A 17,013-nucleotide genomic window follows, 5' to 3' on the forward strand; every position below is an offset into this window, starting at 1 on the left:
TGGCTATCGCGCACAGGCTATTCGGTATGTGCGACAGCATTATTGCCAGCCGGGGCGGACCAGGCCGGATTCGTAGGCCATGACTACGAGTTGGGTGCGGTCTCGCGCGTCCAGCTTCATGAGGATGCGGCTGACGTGGGTGCGGGCGGTGGCGGGGCTCATAAACAGGCGCTCGCCGATTTCGGCATTGGTGAGACCCTCCGCCACCAGGGTCATCACCTCGCGCTCGCGGTCGGTCAGTTCGGTGAAGGCGGCGGGTGGGGGCTGTTTGGCATGGGCGGAGAATTCGGCGATGAGGCGGCGCGTGACACCGGGCGAGAGCAGGGCATCACCCGCGGCGACAACTCGGATAGCACGGACGAGATCAGCGGGCTCGGTGTGTTTGACCAGGAATCCCGTTGCCCCCGCGCGCATGGCCTCGAAGACGTATTCGTCGAGTTCGAAGGTGGTCAGGACGACCACCCGCACATCGGCGAGTTTCGGATCCGCAGCGATCATTCGGGTGGCGGCAAGTCCATCCAGAACGGGCATTCTGATATCCATCAGGACCACGTCGGGGGTCAGACTGCGGGTCATGCGGACGGCTTGTTCACCGTTATCGGCCTCACCCACCACCTGGATGTCGTCCTGTGCCTCGAGCAGTGCGACGAAACCGCCGCGCACAAGTGCCTGATCGTCGGCAACAAGCACCCGAACAGGCCCACCTGTCGAATTGCCGCGGGATCCCGCGTTCATCGCGCCTCCTCCTGAGCCCCCATCTGGGACGGTAGCCGAGCCACCACGCGGTATCCGCCACTCGGCCGAGGGCCGGCGATGAGCTGTCCGCCGAGGGCGTGTGCGCGCTCGCGCATGCCGAGAATGCCATTGCCGCCGCTGGCTCCGGACTTCGATTGTGTGCCGGTGGCGCGAGCATTGTCGATGGTGATCTCGACCGAATCGGCGGCATACCGGATGGTCACCGCGGCCGGCGCGCCGGGCGCGTGGCGGACCACATTGGTCAGCGATTCCTGGATGATGCGCGCCGCCGCCACATCGACGACGCTGGGCAGTTTGTGTGCGGTGCCGATAATGCGGGTGTCGACCGTGAGACCGGCCGCACGGGTGCGCTGCAGCAATGCGTCCAGGTCCTCGATGCTCGGGGCGGGACTACGTGGGGCGGGCGGGCGGGTCTCGAGGCCGTGGGCAACCGAATTGTCTTGGACCCGTTGGAATTGCGCAGGCGTGGATTCGGGGCCAGGCGCGAGGTCCGAGTCGCGCACTTCGGCCGCACCGAGCGTCGGGCCGCCGCTGCGGATCGCGTGCAGCAACGTATGCACCTCGGCCAACGCATCCTTACTCGCCGTCTTGATCGCCGCGAGCGCCGATTCGGCCTGCTCCGGCTTCTTGTCGAAGAGCTCCAGCGCCACCGACGACTGCACATTGATCAGCGAAAGACTGTGCGCCAGTACATCGTGCAGCTCACGGGCGATCGCGAGCCGCTCCTCGCTGGCCCGCCGTTCTCGCTGCGCCTCCTCATCACGACGCGCCGCCTCGGCCCGCTGTCTGCGCGCGACCAGCACTGCCTTGCGTTGGCGGATCCCCTCCGCGATCGCGACCAGTATCCCCAGCCAGGCGATCATGCCGAATGCCAGCCACGGGTCGGCCGGATGCCCGATCAGCGCGGGCAGCGGCCAGAGCAGCACGAGATAGCCGATCGGTGCGAGCGGATATGTCCACCAGCGTGATCCGACGATCGCGGCGCTGATGAATGCGATCACCAGCGAGATGAAAATCGGGCCGTAGCCGTAGCCGCACAGCAGATACACCGCACAGGTCGTGACCGTAACGAGCAGCGCGGGCAGCGGGTAGGAACGGCGTAGCAATAGCGCCACCGGTCCGATGAGCAACAGCACATAGCCGAGCCAGTCGAGCGAGTGCACTCCGGTCTGGCGCAGGTTGGCATTGCGGCCCCCGGCGACCTGGATCACCGCGACGACGAGCGCGAGTACCCAGTCCTGGACGGCCGGGCCACGTTTCGATTCCCCTAGCGCTGTCACATGTGCAGCCTATTAGCCCGGACGAGTCACGACGTCCGCCGCGCTACGTATGCCCGTCCTCCTCCCTGAATATATTTCCGATCGCGGCTGCCCACATGGTCACCTCACGGGCCGTCAGTCGAGGTGACGCCCAGGATTTGGGCATTCCCGAACCCCCTCGCTCCGCGACATTGGCGGCGCATACGCCGCGCTGGTGCTCATCGTCGGCGCCGCTGCGGTGACCGGAGCATATGCTGGGCGACATCAATCCTCGCGGCCGCTTTCACCGTCTGTTCGTATGCCGCCGTACGTACGCCGAGCATCGCCGCTCGACGGATGTGTCACCCCTGGTCGGTGGCGGATTCTCGGTGCATGACAGATTCCATCGTGGTCACCGCAGGGCTGACCAAACGCTACGGCACCCACGCAGCCGTCGACCGCGTGCATATGAATGTCGCGCCCGGCGAAATCTACGGCTTCCTCGGCCCGAACGGTGCGGGTAAGACGACCACGCTGCGAATGCTGGTCGGTTTGATCCGCCCCACCGAGGGCACCGCCACCGTGCTCGGACATACCCCCGGCGATCCGGCCGTGGTCCGCCGCATCGGCGTCCTCATCGAGGGACCCGGCTTCTATCCCTATCTCACCGGCCGCGACAACCTGCGGGTACTCGCGAAATACCGCGGCATCGAGCCCGTCGAGGTAGAGCACGCACTCGACCGCGTCGGCCTCGCCAATCGCGCCGACGATAAATTCCGCACCTACTCCCTCGGCATGAAGCAGCGCCTCGGCGTCGGCGCGGCCCTGCTCGGCCGTCCCGATCTGCTGATTCTAGACGAGCCGACCAATGGCCTCGACCCGCAGGGCATGGCCGAAATGCGGGAGCTCATTACAACTCTCGCCGGGGACGGTCACACGGTGCTGTTGTCCAGCCACATGCTCAGCGAGGTCCAGGAGATCTGCGATCGCGTCGGGGTGATCTCCGGCGGACAACTGCTCACCGAATCCACCGTCGCCGAATTACGCGGCGCCTCTTCGCTTTTACTGCGCGCCGAACCGCTGGAGGTGGCATTTCCCGCGGTACGTCGCGTGGTCGGCGAGCGCTCGGCCATGTTGACCGCGGGTGGAATTCGAATCGAGGCGGGTGCTGCCAGCGCCCCGGTGGTCGCGCGTGCGGTCGTCGAATCGGGCGCGGACCTGCTGGAACTGCGGACCGACGAAAAGTCCCTGGAAGAAGTGTTCTTCGAAATGACCCGATTGGAGCCGGTGAAATGATCGGGAAAGACCTGGTGGCAAGCACGCAAGCGGAAATGCTGCGACTGCGCAAGTGGCCCGCATTCTGGATCATTCTCGGCACCTGGATCCTGCTGAATCTCACCTTTTCCTACCTCTTCAACTACCTCGCCTACTCCTCCGGCGATATGAAGACGATGTCGAACGGTGTGCCCAAAGACGTGCTGCTGCACCAGATGTTGCCCGCCGCGGTGCCGGAGGTCTTCACCCAGGGCATGGCAATGTTCGGTGGCGCGCTGATGCTCATTCTCGGCGCATTGACCATCGGTAGCGGTTACGGCTGGGGCACTTGGAAAACCGTGCTCACCCAGGGTCCGTCGCGAAACAACGCCATCGGCGGTGCGCTGGTCAGCCTGGCGGTCACGGTAATCGGGCTGGTGTGCGTCGCATTCGTGGCGGATGTCGGGGTCGCGTCGACAATCGCGATGACCCAATCGCAGTCGCTCGCACTGCCCGGCCTGGGGCAGGCGGCGAACGGAATCATCACCGGCACAGCGATTCTCGGCATGTGGACGCTGGCCGGTGCGCTGATCGGCGCGATCGCGCGCGGTCCGGCCCTGGCTGTCGGGCTCGGACTGGTTTGGGTGCTGGTGGTGGAGAATCTGCTGCGCGGCGTGGCGGCGATCTTCAGTCCGATCAAGGTGCTCACCGATCATCTGCCGGGTACGGCGGCGGGCTCGATGGCCGGTGCGATGCGGACCGTCGACGGGCCTTCGACGCCGGGTGTGCTCGATATCCTGCCGCGGGCTCAGTCGCTCGTCGCGCTGCTGGTGTACGTGGCACTGTTCGCGGCGGGCACGATGTGGCTGGTGCGACGGCGCGATATGGTCTGATTTTCAGTAGCCGAAAACCGTTGGCGGACAGCAGTTCGTCAACGGTTCGGCGCATTCTCCGACAGTACGGAACGGGCCAATTCGGCCAGCGCCGCCGCGATCTGCGCGGAGGTGAGGCCCCGTGTCCGCTGCTGCTGATAGACCTCGGCAGCCAACGGCGCGAGCAGCGAATCGACCATGGCGTCCGGTTGACCGACACCGGCTGCAACCAAGAGCGACCGGACGTGCGCGAACCAGAAGCCGTAGGCGCCTGTCGCGAATCGTGCGCCGCCGGTCTCGGCACCGAGCACCAAATCCGCGTGCTGGTCCAATAATTCGACCATGGCGGCATAGAACGCAGCGAGTCGTTCGGCGGGTGGCGCGCCGGGACCGAGCGGCGGCGCACCGCGCAACAACTGCTCCTGCAGTGTGCGTTCGTGTTCGTCGAGCAGTGCGACGGCGATCGAATTCGTATCCGGATAGCGGCGATACAGCGTGCCGCGCCCGACCCCCGCCGCCTTGGCGATGTCGTCCATCGTGACGGTGCGCGGATCCCGCGTTGCGAACAGTTCGGCGGCCGCGGCGAGCACCTTGGCCCGGTTGCGGGCCGCGTCCGCGCGCTCGGTCGGCGCCGCCGGATGCCCGCTGAGCAGGTCCATATCGCTGTTCATGATCCCGACTGTACTCGACATTCCATGTAACTGGACAATGTGTCCGGTTGTCCATTACGGTATCAACCGGACAAAGTGTCCAGTTATATCTACGGGAGAAATCATGAGCACGTTGTTGCATCTCGATGCCAGCGCCCGACGTTGTTCCATCAGCCGGGAACTGAGCGCGGCATTCGCCAAGGCATGGCGCGCCGAGAATCCGGACGGCAGCTACATCTATCGCGATTTGGCTGCCGAGCCCGTGCCGTTCATCGACGAGGCATGGACCGAACTATGCGATGCCGTCCTCGCCCAACCCGGCACCGACCTGCATCGCCTCACCGAACTGATCCGCACGCCGAAACAGACCGCCGCGTGGGCGATCGTGGAGCCACTGCTGACCGAGTTGCTGGCCGCCGACGTGATTCTCATCGGCACCCCGATGTACAACTACTCGATCCCGGCCGCACTCAAGGCTTGGCTCGATCAGGTCACCTTCCCGCGGATGTCATTGGGCGACAAGCGTTTTGTCGTCGTCTCGGCGCGTGGGGGCTCCTACGCACCCGGCGCCCCGAAGGCCGCCTTCGACCACCAAGAGAGCTACCTGCGCGATTTCTTCGCGGGCCATTTCGCCGTCACCGACACCGTTTTCGTCAATGCGGAACTCGCCAACTCGAGGCAGGACCCGGCATTAGCACATCTGCGCCGCAAGCATGACGAGTCCTATTCGGCCGCAATGGAATCCGCGCGCGAGCTGGCCAAGGGGCACTGATGAACTGGATAATTCTCGGCTTCGCCGGACTGGTGGAGATCATCTGGTCACAGAGCATCAAACCGACGCAGAACTTCACCCGCCCGGTCCCGACCCTCATCTGCTTCGTGCTCGGTGCGGTCGCGGTGTACCTGCTCTCGCGGGCCATGCAGACGCTGCCGGTCGGCACGGCGTACGCGGTATTCACCGGAATCGGCGCAGTCGGGGCGATCAGCCTAGGTGTGGTGATCAACAAAGATCCGATGAGCGCCGGACGGCTGCTGGCGCTGTCGCTGATCCTCGGCGGCATCGTGCTGGCGCGCGTCACCAATCCGGAGTGAGCAGGTCCGGCGGTACAGTCCGAAGCATGTTCGAACCAGTGCGGGTACCCGATCTATCGTCGCGCCCCTTCAGGCTCGAGGTCGAGCGCACGATGGCCGCGCTGCCACCGGCGCTGTACCTGGCCTGGACCGAGCGGTTCGACCACTGGTTCGCGGCCCCCGGCTCGGTCCTCATGCGCCCAGTCGTGAACGCGCCGTTCTTCTTCGAGACCGACCACCAGGGCATGCGCAGCCCGCACTACGGACGGTTCATTCGTCTGATTCCGGACCAGATCGTCGAGCTGACCTGGGTGACCGGGGCCGGTGGCACCGAGGGCGCGGAAACCATGGTGACGGTCGAGCTCATGCCGATCGACTCCGGCACTCGACTTCGCTTGGCGCACGCGGGATTTGCCGATGAAGCTGCCCGCGACCGGCACTCACAGGCCTGGCCGCTGGTACTCGAGCAACTCGATCAGCACACCGGCGAGCCCGCCTGACCACTGTCCACCGAGGCGCTCGATTCGGGCTGGCCTTCGCACGCGCCGCTGGGGCGGCGGGGGTAGGTTCGACTGCGAATTGTGATTCACACATCTTCGAAAGGATCGTGATGCCCACACGTACCGCGCGCACCGCTTGGACCGGAGGCCTCCAGGACGGCTCCGGACAGGTCGAGCTGGCCAGTTCCGGTGTCGGCAAGTACGACGTCTCCTTCCCCAAGCGCGCCGCCGACGATGCCGACGGCACCACCAGCCCCGAGGAACTGATCGCGGCCGCGCACTCCTCCTGCTTCGCCATGGCCCTCTCGGCCCAGATCGGCAATGCCGGCGGCACGCCCGAGAGCCTGGACGTCACCGCCGATGTGACCCTCGGCCCGGATCCGGACGGCGGCTTCCGCATCAGCGCCATCAAGCTCACCGTCCGCGGCCGGGTCTCCGGTCTGGACGCCGACGGCTTCGCAGCTGCCGCGGCCGCCGCCAAGGCGGGCTGTCCGGTCAGCAAGGCCCTCGCCGGGGTGGACAACATCACCCTCGACGCCGCCCTCGCCTGACTTCCCGGCTCCTCGCACCGCAGGTGCGAGGAGCCCAGTGGTTATGCGAGCGCATGCATACCGCCCCAGCGCATCCGGTATCGCAACCGCACACCCCACATGAGTGTGTGAGCCTGCGACAAGGGGCGCATGCTCACTAACCGTTTCGACACCCTGTAGTCCTGGCTTGTACGCACGTAGGCGTATGGCGAATGCCGTCGACAGGCCGATGTACGGGTGGGGGTATCAGGAGCAGGGTTGCGGCATGAACATTCTTACTCAACCCGAGGCCATCACCTTTTGGGCCGATCACTATGACGGCGGATGGCATCCCTGGCCGTTCTTCTGGATCTTCCCACTGCTGTTCTGGGCCGCCATCATCGTCTTCTTCGTCGCGCGGCGGCGGTTCTGGGGTCACCAGAGCGGAATCGGCGTGCTGCGTACCGCATTCGCGCGCGGCGAGATCACCGAGCAGCAATATCGGAGTCGACTTGCGGTGCTGCGCGAACGCGGAGGAAAGCCGCGCGGCGGTGAAACTCCCACCACTTGAGCCGCATTCCGCCCCAACGACCATCCGACCCGATTCACGGGAGACCACACCATGAGCATGACCTTCGGCATCGTCATCACACCGCGTTCCGGCGCCGAATGGGCCCGCGCGGCCCAGCGCGCCGAGCAACAGGGCTACCGGACGATCCTGCTTCCGGACACCCTGAACACCCCATCCCCATTCCCGACACTCGCGACCGCCGCCGCAGTGACCACCACCGTCCGGCTGCGTCCGAACGTCCTGGCCGCGCCCCTGCGCAATCCGGCGGTCACCGTGCGGGAAACCGCCGCACTGCAACTGCTTTCGGACGGACGATTCGAACTCGGCATCGGGTCGGGGCGTCCCGATGCGAGCGCCGAGGCCGAACGGCTCGGTATGCCTTGGGGTTCGGCCGCCGAACGTCGCGAGCAACTCATCGCCACCGTGCATGCGGTTCGCGAACAGGTCGACCCGGCGCCGCCGATCATCGTCGCCGCGAATGGTCCTCGAATGCTCACTGTCGCAGCGGATTTCGCTGATCGCGTGCTGCTGGCCGCCGGACCGGACGCCACCGAATCCGATCTCGCCGAGATGGTCCGGATCGTGCGCGACAATACCGATCGCGATGTGCGCTTCACCCATCAAATGGTCGGCATCGGTGACGAACTGCCGTTCTGGTTGAGCAAGCGGCTCGGACTCACCGCGCACGGCCTGCGCGCAGCCGGCTCGGCGGGTGTGCTCGACGGCGATCCGGCCACCATCACCGAGGTGCTCGAATACCGCAGGGAGAAGTACGGCATCGATGAACTGATCGTCCCCGGCGAACTGGCCGAAGCCTTCGCCCCGGCGCTGGCCCGGTTCACGAGCTGATACGAAAAATGCCGCCCACCGGAATCCGGTGGGCGGCATCTTCTAGCCGTTGCGACTTACTCGCCAGCTGCTTCGGCCGCGGTGCCTTCGCCCGCACCCGTGAGCACGACTTCTGGCTTCTCCTCGGTCGCTGCCGCCTTGGTCAGCTTCGCCTTGCCGGTGAAGGTGAACTTGGCATTCTCGCCGGAGCCCTCTCCGTCCCAGCCTTCGACGTCGACCACGATGGTCTGACCCGCACCGATCTCGCCGAAGAGGATCTTCTCCGACAACTGGTCCTCGATCTCGCGCTGGATGGTCCGGCGCAGCGGCCGAGCGCCGAGCACCGGATCGAAGCCGCGCTTGGCAAGCAGTGCCTTGCCCTGCGGGGACAGCTCGATCTCCATGTCCTTGTTCCTCAGCTGCGTAGCGACGCGGCCGATCATCAGATCCACCATCTCCACGATCTGATCCGTGGTGAGCTGGTGGAAGACGATCACGTCGTCGATGCGGTTGAGGAACTCGGGCCGGAAGTGCTTCTTCAGCTCGTCGTTGACCTTGAGCTTCATCCGCTCGTAGTTCGAACCCTCGGCGTTGGACTGGGTGAAGCCCAGGCCGACCGCCTTGGAGATGTCCGAGGTACCCAGGTTCGAGGTGAAGATCAGCACGGTGTTCTTGAAGTCGACCGTACGACCCTGGCCGTCGGTGAGACGACCGTCCTCGAGGACCTGCAACAGGGTGTTGTAGATCTCCTGATGTGCCTTTTCGATCTCGTCGAACAAAACGACCGAGAACGGCTTGCGGCGCACCTTTTCGGTGAGCTGGCCACCCTCTTCGTAGCCCACGTACCCGGGCGGGGCACCGAAGAGCCGCGATGCGGTGAAGCGGTCGTGGAACTCGCCCATATCGATCTGGATGAGCGCGTCGTCATCGCCGAACAGGAAGTTCGCCAGCGCCTTGGACAGCTCGGTCTTACCGACACCGGACGGACCGGCGAAGATGAACGAGCCCGAGGGCCGCTTGGGATCCTTCAGACCGGCGCGTGTACGGCGGATCGCCTTGGAGACGGCCCGGACCGCATCCTCCTGGCCGATGATCCGCTTGTGCAGCTCGTCCTCCATGCGGAGCAGACGGGTCGTCTCCTCCTCGGTGAGCTTGAACACCGGAATACCGGTCCAGTTGGCGAGCACCTCTGCAATCTGCTCGTCGTCGACCTCGGCCACGACGTCCAGATCACCGGAGCGCCATTGCTTCTCACGCTCGGCGCGCTTGGCGACCAGCTGCTTTTCCTTATCGCGCAGCCGCGCCGCCTTCTCGAAGTCCTGCGCGTCGATGGCGCTTTCCTTCTCCCGGCGCGCATCGGCGATCTTGTCGTCGAATTCGCGCAGGTCCGGCGGGGCGGTCATGCGACGGATACGCATGCGAGCACCGGCCTCGTCGATCAGGTCGATCGCCTTGTCCGGCAGGAACCGGTCGTTGATGTAGCGGTCGGCCAGCGTCGCGGCGGCAACCAGCGCGCCATCGGTGATGGAGACCCGGTGATGCGCCTCGTAGCGGTCACGCAGACCCTTGAGGATATTGATGGTGTGCTCGACCGTCGGCTCGCCGACCTGCACCGGCTGGAACCGGCGCTCCAGGGCGGCATCCTTCTCGATGTACTTGCGGTACTCGTCGAGAGTGGTCGCACCGATGGTCTGCAGCTCACCGCGGGCCAGCTTCGGCTTCAGGATGGAAGCGGCGTCGATCGCGCCCTCGGCGGCACCCGCGCCGACGAGCGTGTGCAGCTCGTCGATGAACAGGATGATGTCGCCGCGGGTGTTGATCTCCTTGAGCACCTTCTTCAGGCGCTCTTCGAAGTCACCGCGGTAGCGGCTGCCCGCGACCAGGGAACCCAGGTCGAGGGTGTAGAGCTGCTTATCCTTCAGCGTCTCGGGGACCTCACCGTTGACGATGGCCTGCGCCAGACCCTCGACCACGGCGGTCTTACCGACACCGGGCTCGCCGATGAGGACCGGGTTGTTCTTGGTGCGGCGGCTCAGCACCTGCATGACGCGCTCGATTTCCTTCGAGCGGCCGATGACCGGGTCGAGCTTGCCTTCGAGGGCGGCCTGGGTCAGATTCCGACCGAACTGGTCCAGCACCAGCGAGGTGGACGGTGTCCCGGCCTCGCCGCGTGAACCGGATTCGACCGGCTCTTTGCCCTGATATCCGGACAGCAACTGGATGACCTGCTGGCGCACCCGGTTGAGATCGGCACCCAGCTTCACCAGCACCTGCGCCGCGACACCCTCACCTTCACGGATCAGGCCGAGCAGAATGTGCTCGGTGCCGATGTAGTTGTGGCCGAGCTGCAGCGCCTCGCGCAGACTCAGCTCCAGCACCTTCTTGGCACGCGGGGTGAACGGGATATGACCGGACGGGGCCTGCTGGCCCTGGCCGATGATCTCCTCCACCTGGCTACGCACACCCTCCAGCGAAATACCAAGGGATTCCAGCGACTTCGCCGCTACGCCCTCGCCCTCGTGGATCAACCCAAGCAGGATGTGCTCGGTGCCGATGTAGTTGTGGTTAAGCATCCGGGCCTCTTCTTGGGCCAGGACAACGACGCGCCTCGCGCGGTCGGTGAACCTCTCGAACATCGCTCCCTCACTCTCCTGCTCCGACATTCTGGCGTCCGACGCTTCTGTGGCGTCAGCCTGCCATGAAGCCCGGGGGTTGCGGCCCCGGACTCCACTCTAGTTGGCCGGGGATTACGCCGCCTCCAGTCCACCCTATTGGGGACCAGCGACAGCACGGTCATTCACTCATAACGTGCTTGTTGCGGGATACGTTTCCGCTCGGGTTTTGCCCTCAGCGAAATCGCCGGTCGTCGCTTCCCAGTCGTGGTGTCAGCCGGTGAACGGCGGGACGAACTCGCACGGCACCTCGCGCGCATGCCCCGGATCGAGGGCGTTGAGCACGAAGCGGGCGGTGCGGGGACTGCCCGCGATGGCCAGATGTTCGGAGTAGTCGGACGCGCAGCCGTCCTGGACGACGATATTCGTGGCATTCGGCCCGGGCACGAAGCCCGAGTCGTAGGGGACGACGATCTCGTCGAGGCTGCCCATGATGTTGGTGTAGGTGATGCCGGGAACGTAGACGCCGTCGCTGTTGAGATCCCGCAGGAAGGCCGAGTCGCGCAACAGCTCGGTGCAGGCTTCGCACAGCGAACCCGCCGCCGCGTGGAAGTAGGCCCCGGCGCCGAGCCGGTCGGCGAACGCGGCCACATCCGCACCGCCGCCCGCATTGGTACCGCGCCAGGCCGGTGCGATCGATACATATTTATCGATCTTGTCCGCCCCGCCGAGCCGCTTGGCGTAATAGTTCGGCATTACCGTGCCCTGCGAATGCCCGACCACATCCACCTTGCTCGCCCCGGTTGCCGCGAGGACCCGATCCACGAACGCACCGAACTGCACCGCGCTCTGCTCGATCGGCAGCATCCCGCCCACCGCGGAGATCGGCCACGGCAGATCGTATGCGCCATAGGTCAGCGAGAAGACGCAGTAACCTTCGTTCGCGAGCAGCGGTGCGTAGAGTCCCCAATTCGTCTGTGCCCCACCACCCGTACCGTGCGCGAGCACAACGGGATTGGGATGCTCCGCACTGGGCCGGCACCCCCAATCATTCGAACCCGGCAGCGAGCCACCATGATTCACCAGCTCGTTCGGAATTCCGGCAAAGAAGTTGTAGTCGACCGGATACTCCGCCTGCGCAATGCCACCCGCGCCAATCCACAGCACAGCCAGCACGGCAACGACGAGCGCGGAACCGGAAACACTCCGCATGAAGACCTCCAAATCTGGAACGTGTTCCAGAACGTAGCGCAACTTATCCTCACCCGGAGGGCAGTTCGCGCAAGTCAGCCGCGAATCCAGTTCCCCTCCCGATACTCACCAGCTATGCGCCCGACAGTGTTTCGACCGCTCGCAGGGTGCGAGTTACCGGCGTCGATTCCGGAGGCGTACGGCCCTCGCGGCGGAGACGCCTTGCTGGAACACGTTGCCGTATTGGCAGGCGAGCCGACTTGACGGTGGCTCACGGCATGCCGGTCCCGCGCTCGCGCAATTGCCGCGACCGAACCACGCCGGCCGGTGCGCCGACGTGCTGCCCGCCGGCCGCGCAGCAGTGCCCGATTGCCGTCCTGGTTACCGCACGGCAGGCCCGCCAGAGTCCGGTAAGGGGCCGAACTCAAAAGCACCGTTTTCGGCCCGCAGACGGCCCGTCAGGCGGTTCCCGCCGGCGCTGCGGCATCGCCCCTCCGGCGCGTGGCCCGCAGTGCGGAATTGGATGTGCCTGCCGCGTAATCGTTCGCGAGAATGTAGTCCGACCTGGCGGATTCGCAGTTCGCATACCGAAACCGCCGTCGACGAGCCGATTGCTGATCGACCCGCCGACGGCGGCATAGAACTAGCAGTTACTGCGGTCGATTCCTATGCGAGGGGATGCACACCAGTCCGCTGCGCACCGAACTGCCCGAATCCATGCTGCTGGGCCATGATCGGCGCCCGGTAGTACTGACCGGCGGTCTGCGGGCCGCTGCCCGGCACCGACTGAACGGGTGAAACCTGCTGTGCGCCAACCGAACCCGCGGCATGCGCGCGGCCGTGCTGGATGCCCGCCACGAACAGCGCCCCGGTCAGCACCAAAAATGCCAGTGTGTGCAGAATCGCACGGAGGATATTCCAACGGACCCAAGCGGATTCGAAATCGGCACGCACCTTTGCCAGATCACCGATCTGGCCCGGATCGCCCGCGGCGGCCAGTTGATCGTTCAGAGGAACATTCAATCCGGAGGTGACCGCGAAGGCGATCACATTCAGTGCCAAGGCCACACCGAGCCAGATCAAGATGGTGCGGTGTTCCTTGCCCAGGTGCAGCGCCGCCGCGAGGAAGGTGAAACCGACGGTGCCGAGGAATCCGAGCATGAACCACGGGTTGATGATGACCACATTGATCTTCTGCATCACATCGATCATCGCGCGATCATCGGTGCGGTTCAGCGCGGGCATCACCGATATCGCATAAGCGTAGAAAACGCCCGCGATCAAGCCGGTTGCGAGCGTGGCCGCCACCAGCGCGGCGAGTCGTAGCGCGAACATGAATTTCTCCTGCCTCGAAACCCGGACCTGGTCCGATTTACTCGGTCCGGCGATGTTTCAAGTACACCGGTAACCGTCGCGACCATCCATGGTTCAAGCGCTCGGCCACCTAAGCGAGAGTCCACGCCGCTACGGCGTCACAAGTCGCGGTCGGAGATCAACCCACTCTGCATGGCCAAACCGGCCAGTCGGACTCTTTTCTGATTCTGCGGCAGATTTTCCACACCGAACTTGGCGAACAGTGCCCGCAGATGAGTCTTGATCGCATCGACGCTCAGGAACAATTCCTCGGCGATCTGTTGATTCGAAGCCGGCGACGCGAAACCAGCACCGTTCTTATATGGGCGGCACAGCGCGACCAGCACCGCGCGCTGGGTATCGGTCAGCGAGCGCAGCGTGGGAATAGTGCCGGTCGAGGTCCGCGTCGCGTCATCGACCACACCACCGAAATCGTGAAACGACACCAGCGAGGTGCCGACCCGGATCCGATCGCCCGCCATCAGCCGCCGCCGCCCGACCAGTCGCTCTCCGTTGACGAAGGTGCCGTTGCGGGACAGGCCGTCATCGACGATCGTCCAGTGCGCACCCAGATATTCGACCGCCGCATGCAGCCGCGAGACCTCCGCGTCCCAGCGCAGCGCCAGATCGGCCTGCGGGGAACGCCCGATGGTGACGCGCTGCTGGTCCGGGGTGAGCATGAACTCCTGCTGCCGACCCGAGTCATCAGTGAATCGCAACAGCGATCCGACGAAACCAGTCACTGCGCCGATACCTCATCTCTCCATACCGCCAGTGACGCTCTTCGCACAGTTCCATGGTGCCGCGTCCTGGTACCGCGAGCAAGATCGAGTCGACTGCAGACCTTCCTCATATCGAAGGCCTATCACAAACGACCGCCGCCCGGGCGTCGCACGATTCGCCCGGGCGGCAGCCCAATAAAATAAGAACTCAGCCCTTCGCGGCCTTGTTGTACGCATCGGTGATGTCGGCCGAGATACGACCCCGCGCGGACACCTTGTGTCCATTCCGGCGCGCCCACTCGCGAATTGCCGCGCTTTGTTCACGATCGATCGAGACCCGGCTCTTTGCGGCTCCGGGAGCAGCAACCGCCGCCTTGACCCGCCGCCGGCCACTCACTCGCCGAGCACTCGAAACCCACTCTTCCAGGCCGTCGCGCAGCTTCGCCGCATTTGCCGACGACAGGTCGATCTCGTACGACACACCGTCGATCGCAAACTCAATGGTCTCGTCCGCGATGGACTCACCATCGACATCGTCGATCAGGCTAACGGTGACCTTCTTTGCCATGAGATGAACGTCCTCTCGAAATCGTGCGACCCGCATACTAGGCCGATTACCCGAGGCAAGAATACCCCGAATTCGAAAAATTCCAAGACGAGGGCCGAGCTATGCAATCCGATCGTCAGCGAGCGACTGGACGCACAATTGGGAACAGTATCGTTTCCCGGATTCCCAATCCCGTGAGTGCCATCAACAACCGATCGATTCCCATACCGGTACCTGTTGTCGGAGGCATGCCGTGCTCCATCGCCGCGAGGAAGTCCTCGTCGAGTGCCATCGCCTCGTCATCACCTTGTGCGGCAAGCCGCGCTTGATCCACGAACCGCTCGCGTTGGATCACCGGATCGACCAACTCCGAATAGCCAGTTGCCAACTCGAAGCCGCGCACATAGAGGTCCCACTTCTCGGTAACTCCGGGATTGCTGCGATGCTGTCGGGTCAGCGGTGATGTCTCCACCGGGAAGTCGCGCACGAAAGTCGGGGCGTAGAGCTTGTCACCGTACTGGTGCTCCCAGAGTTCTTCGACAAGTTTGCCGTGGCCATAGCCCTTGTCCTCGGGAATTTCCAGTCCGACCCGATCGGCGAGTGCACGCAATTCCTCGATCGAAGTTTCCGGAGTCACCGAAACACCAAGTGCATCGGACAGCGACGGGTACATCTCGACCGTGGTCCACTCGCCGCGGAGATCGTATTCGGTGCCATCGGCAAGGGTTACCACCTGCGTGCCGAAGACCTCCTCGGCAACTTCCTGCACCAATTCCCGAATCATCCGCGCAGAGTCATCATAGGTGCCGTATGCCTCATAGGTTTCCAACATTGCGAACTCCGGGGAATGCGTGGAGTCCGACCCCTCGTTACGGAAGTTCCGGTTGATCTCGAAGACCTGTTCCAGCCCACCGACCACGCATCGCTTGAGGAACAGCTCGGGCGCAATTCGCAGGTAGAGATCGATATCGAGGGCATTGGAATGGGTGACGAACGGCCGCGCCGCCGCACCACCGTGCAGCGTCTGCAGCATCGGCGTCTCCACCTCGAGGAAGCCCCGGCGTTCGAGCGCATTGCGCAGCGCGCGCACCACCGCGACCCTGGTCCTGGCCATTTCCCTGGCCTCGGGACGCACGATCAGATCGACATAGCGCTGCCGTACCCGCGACTCCTCGTTCATCTCCTTGTGCGCCACCGGCAGCGGCCGCAGGGCCTTGGCCGACATGGCCCAGGAATCGGCCATGACGCTCAATTCACCGGTCCGTGAGGAGATCACCTCACCGCGCACGAAAACGAAGTCTCCGAGGTCTACATCGGCCTTCCAGGCCGCCAGCGCGTCGGCTCCGACACCGTTGAGGCTGATCATCGCCTGCAGTTTGGTGCCGTCGCCCTCCTGCAGCGTCGCGAAACACAGCTTGCCGGTATTGCGCAGGAAAATGACGCGCCCGACGACACCGACCCGCAGACCGGTCTGGGTGTCGGGCTCGAGCTCCGGATAGGCGCCCCGAATTTCGCCGAGAGTATGTGTGCGCGGCACCACTACCGGATAGGCCTCACCGCCATCGGCGATCAACCGCTCGCGCTTCTCGCGCCGAATCCGCATCTGCTCCGGAACGTCGTCCGCGGCGGGCGCGGGACGGTTGGCTTGCCCCGCAGGAACCGAACCCGCGGAGCGACCGGATGAAGGCGTGTTCGGGTTGCTCACGTTCAACAACACTAGCGGGCACCGGAAATCGATTTGCGGGCCGCCCGGGCACGACCGACCGCTAACGAATCAGCCGCGCCCGGAACTGTCCTTCATGTCCTGTTTCGCGGCCTTCTCCGACACCACGAATAGCGGGCGCGCTCCGGCAATCCCGCGAAAGCCATTGCGCACCCGTATGTTTCGAGATGGAAGTGGTTCGGCCAGAATTTACAGTGTCGCCAGTGCCTCGACCTCGCGGGCGAAGTGCGGCGCGCGGACCCCGACACCGAGCAGGCCGGCCGCCTTCAATGCCTGATAGCCACCGATCACATCGGTGGCCCGATGCAGACCGAGTTCCTGCAGCGCGGCCGCGGCGAGACTGGAGGTATAGCCCTCCGAGCAGACGATGATCCATTCCACATCGTGATCGGTGGCCAGCGCCAGCCGGGCCGAACTCGACGGATCCAGCCGCCATTCCAGGACATTGCGTTCGATCACCAGTGCGCCCGGCAGTGCGCCCTCACGTGCGCGCTGCGCCTGCGGCCGGATATCGACCAGAATCGCGCCCCGATCCAGCGCCTGCGGCGTTTCGAAGGCATAGATCCGATTCAGGCGGGCCCGCGCGTTCTGGAGCATCTGATCGATGGTCAAACGG

At 64.7% G+C, this 17,013-nt stretch carries 18 protein-coding genes; 8 read left to right on the forward strand and 10 right to left on the reverse strand.

What is annotated here, in order from left to right:
• Positions 1-39: 39 nt before the first annotated feature.
• Positions 40-735, reverse strand: a complete 696-nt coding sequence (locus ACIBI6_RS23250; protein WP_364353873.1) for a response regulator transcription factor — start codon at positions 733-735, stop codon at positions 40-42.
• Positions 732-2,036 carry a histidine kinase gene (locus tag ACIBI6_RS23255; RefSeq protein WP_364353876.1) on the reverse strand — a complete coding sequence of 435 codons (1,305 nt, stop codon included), beginning with the start codon at positions 2,034-2,036 and terminating at the stop codon, positions 732-734. The genes ACIBI6_RS23250 and ACIBI6_RS23255 overlap by 4 nt, the downstream gene beginning before the upstream one ends.
• A gap of 351 nt (positions 2,037-2,387) precedes the next feature.
• Here ACIBI6_RS23255 and ACIBI6_RS23260 point away from each other — a divergent pair, with 351 nt between their 5' ends.
• Positions 2,388-3,290 (forward strand): ABC transporter ATP-binding protein, encoded by a 903-nt coding sequence (locus tag ACIBI6_RS23260; protein WP_396957715.1) that lies wholly within the window; start codon positions 2,388-2,390, stop codon positions 3,288-3,290.
• Entirely contained in the window at positions 3,287-4,141 is an 855-nt protein-coding gene (locus ACIBI6_RS23265) for an ABC transporter permease (protein WP_396957717.1), read from the forward strand. The genes ACIBI6_RS23260 and ACIBI6_RS23265 overlap by 4 nt, the downstream gene beginning before the upstream one ends.
• A 38-nt stretch (positions 4,142-4,179) precedes the next feature.
• Here ACIBI6_RS23265 and ACIBI6_RS23270 read toward each other — a convergent pair whose 3' ends face one another.
• Positions 4,180-4,791: a TetR/AcrR family transcriptional regulator gene (locus ACIBI6_RS23270; RefSeq protein WP_396957719.1), complete on the reverse strand. Its 612-nt coding sequence runs from the start codon at positions 4,789-4,791 to the stop codon at positions 4,180-4,182.
• 103 nt (positions 4,792-4,894) lie between these two features.
• On the opposite strand from ACIBI6_RS23270, the gene ACIBI6_RS23275 reads away from it, so the two are divergent.
• The 6 genes from ACIBI6_RS23275 (at position 4,895) to ACIBI6_RS23300 (ending at position 8,270) form a co-directional block, all read left to right on the forward strand.
• On the forward strand, positions 4,895-5,542 hold the full coding sequence (locus tag ACIBI6_RS23275; protein WP_396957721.1) for an FMN-dependent NADH-azoreductase: 648 nt from the start codon (positions 4,895-4,897) through the stop codon (positions 5,540-5,542).
• Positions 5,542-5,862 (forward strand): DMT family transporter, encoded by a 321-nt coding sequence (locus ACIBI6_RS23280; RefSeq protein WP_396957723.1) that lies wholly within the window; start codon positions 5,542-5,544, stop codon positions 5,860-5,862. The genes ACIBI6_RS23275 and ACIBI6_RS23280 overlap by 1 nt, the downstream gene beginning before the upstream one ends.
• A 26-nt stretch (positions 5,863-5,888) precedes the next feature.
• Positions 5,889-6,341 carry an SRPBCC domain-containing protein gene (locus ACIBI6_RS23285; RefSeq protein WP_396957725.1) on the forward strand — a complete coding sequence of 151 codons (453 nt, stop codon included), beginning with the start codon at positions 5,889-5,891 and terminating at the stop codon, positions 6,339-6,341.
• Between the two features lie 110 nt (positions 6,342-6,451).
• Positions 6,452-6,892: an OsmC family peroxiredoxin gene (locus ACIBI6_RS23290; protein WP_040686169.1), complete on the forward strand. Its 441-nt coding sequence runs from the start codon at positions 6,452-6,454 to the stop codon at positions 6,890-6,892.
• A gap of 244 nt (positions 6,893-7,136) precedes the next feature.
• Positions 7,137-7,421: an SHOCT domain-containing protein gene (locus tag ACIBI6_RS23295; protein WP_364353897.1), complete on the forward strand. Its 285-nt coding sequence runs from the start codon at positions 7,137-7,139 to the stop codon at positions 7,419-7,421.
• A gap of 51 nt (positions 7,422-7,472) precedes the next feature.
• On the forward strand, positions 7,473-8,270 hold the full coding sequence (locus tag ACIBI6_RS23300; protein ID WP_396957728.1) for an LLM class flavin-dependent oxidoreductase: 798 nt from the start codon (positions 7,473-7,475) through the stop codon (positions 8,268-8,270).
• 56 nt (positions 8,271-8,326) lie between these two features.
• Here ACIBI6_RS23300 and ACIBI6_RS23305 read toward each other — a convergent pair whose 3' ends face one another.
• The 7 genes from ACIBI6_RS23305 to ACIBI6_RS23335 form a co-directional block, all read right to left on the reverse strand.
• On the reverse strand, positions 8,327-10,885 hold the full coding sequence (locus ACIBI6_RS23305) for an ATP-dependent Clp protease ATP-binding subunit (protein WP_364353903.1): 2,559 nt from the start codon (positions 10,883-10,885) through the stop codon (positions 8,327-8,329).
• Between the two features lie 249 nt (positions 10,886-11,134).
• Positions 11,135-12,073, reverse strand: a complete 939-nt coding sequence (locus ACIBI6_RS23310; protein ID WP_364353906.1) for an alpha/beta fold hydrolase — start codon at positions 12,071-12,073, stop codon at positions 11,135-11,137.
• A 645-nt stretch (positions 12,074-12,718) separates the two neighbouring features.
• A complete protein-coding gene (locus tag ACIBI6_RS23315) occupies positions 12,719-13,387 on the reverse strand; it encodes an anthrone oxygenase family protein (protein WP_364353909.1) in 669 nt (222 codons plus the stop codon).
• Between the two features lie 137 nt (positions 13,388-13,524).
• Positions 13,525-14,085: an FHA domain-containing protein gene (locus ACIBI6_RS23320; RefSeq protein WP_364354203.1), complete on the reverse strand. Its 561-nt coding sequence runs from the start codon at positions 14,083-14,085 to the stop codon at positions 13,525-13,527.
• Positions 14,086-14,335: 250 nt separating this feature from the next.
• On the reverse strand, positions 14,336-14,695 hold the full coding sequence (locus ACIBI6_RS23325; RefSeq protein WP_040686163.1) for an Lsr2 family protein: 360 nt from the start codon (positions 14,693-14,695) through the stop codon (positions 14,336-14,338).
• A gap of 115 nt (positions 14,696-14,810) precedes the next feature.
• Entirely contained in the window at positions 14,811-16,277 is a 1,467-nt protein-coding gene (gene lysS, locus ACIBI6_RS23330) for a lysine--tRNA ligase (RefSeq protein ID WP_364354206.1), read from the reverse strand.
• A gap of 309 nt (positions 16,278-16,586) precedes the next feature.
• On the reverse strand, positions 16,587-17,009 hold the full coding sequence (locus ACIBI6_RS23335) for a rhodanese-like domain-containing protein (RefSeq protein ID WP_364354209.1): 423 nt from the start codon (positions 17,007-17,009) through the stop codon (positions 16,587-16,589).
• Positions 17,010-17,013 lie beyond the last annotated feature (4 nt).

Source organism: Nocardia sp. NPDC050412, from assembly GCF_044458825.1.
Lineage (GTDB): Bacteria > Actinomycetota > Actinomycetes > Mycobacteriales > Mycobacteriaceae > Nocardia.

Coding starts and splice junctions, on each gene's coding strand:
- ACIBI6_RS23295 (WP_364353897.1), top strand. CDS start 7,137: ATGAACATTCTTACTCAACCCGAGGCCATCACCTTTTGGGCCGATCAC.
- ACIBI6_RS23285 (WP_396957725.1), top strand. CDS start 5,889: ATGTTCGAACCAGTGCGGGTACCCGATCTATCGTCGCGCCCCTTCAGG.
- ACIBI6_RS23275 (WP_396957721.1), top strand. CDS start 4,895: ATGAGCACGTTGTTGCATCTCGATGCCAGCGCCCGACGTTGTTCCATC.
- ACIBI6_RS23250 (WP_364353873.1), bottom strand. CDS start 735: ATGAACGCGGGATCCCGCGGCAATTCGACAGGTGGGCCTGTTCGGGTG.
- ACIBI6_RS23305 (WP_364353903.1), bottom strand. CDS start 10,885: ATGTTCGAGAGGTTCACCGACCGCGCGAGGCGCGTCGTTGTCCTGGCC.
- ACIBI6_RS23270 (WP_396957719.1), bottom strand. CDS start 4,791: ATGAACAGCGATATGGACCTGCTCAGCGGGCATCCGGCGGCGCCGACC.
- ACIBI6_RS23280 (WP_396957723.1), top strand. CDS start 5,542: ATGAACTGGATAATTCTCGGCTTCGCCGGACTGGTGGAGATCATCTGG.
- lysS (WP_364354206.1), bottom strand. CDS start 16,277: ATGCGGATTCGGCGCGAGAAGCGCGAGCGGTTGATCGCCGATGGCGGT.
- ACIBI6_RS23260 (WP_396957715.1), top strand. CDS start 2,388: ATGACAGATTCCATCGTGGTCACCGCAGGGCTGACCAAACGCTACGGC.
- ACIBI6_RS23315 (WP_364353909.1), bottom strand. CDS start 13,387: ATGTTCGCGCTACGACTCGCCGCGCTGGTGGCGGCCACGCTCGCAACC.
- ACIBI6_RS23320 (WP_364354203.1), bottom strand. CDS start 14,085: ATGCTCACCCCGGACCAGCAGCGCGTCACCATCGGGCGTTCCCCGCAG.
- ACIBI6_RS23290 (WP_040686169.1), top strand. CDS start 6,452: ATGCCCACACGTACCGCGCGCACCGCTTGGACCGGAGGCCTCCAGGAC.
- ACIBI6_RS23325 (WP_040686163.1), bottom strand. CDS start 14,695: ATGGCAAAGAAGGTCACCGTTAGCCTGATCGACGATGTCGATGGTGAG.
- ACIBI6_RS23300 (WP_396957728.1), top strand. CDS start 7,473: ATGAGCATGACCTTCGGCATCGTCATCACACCGCGTTCCGGCGCCGAA.
- ACIBI6_RS23310 (WP_364353906.1), bottom strand. CDS start 12,073: ATGCGGAGTGTTTCCGGTTCCGCGCTCGTCGTTGCCGTGCTGGCTGTG.
- ACIBI6_RS23265 (WP_396957717.1), top strand. CDS start 3,287: ATGATCGGGAAAGACCTGGTGGCAAGCACGCAAGCGGAAATGCTGCGA.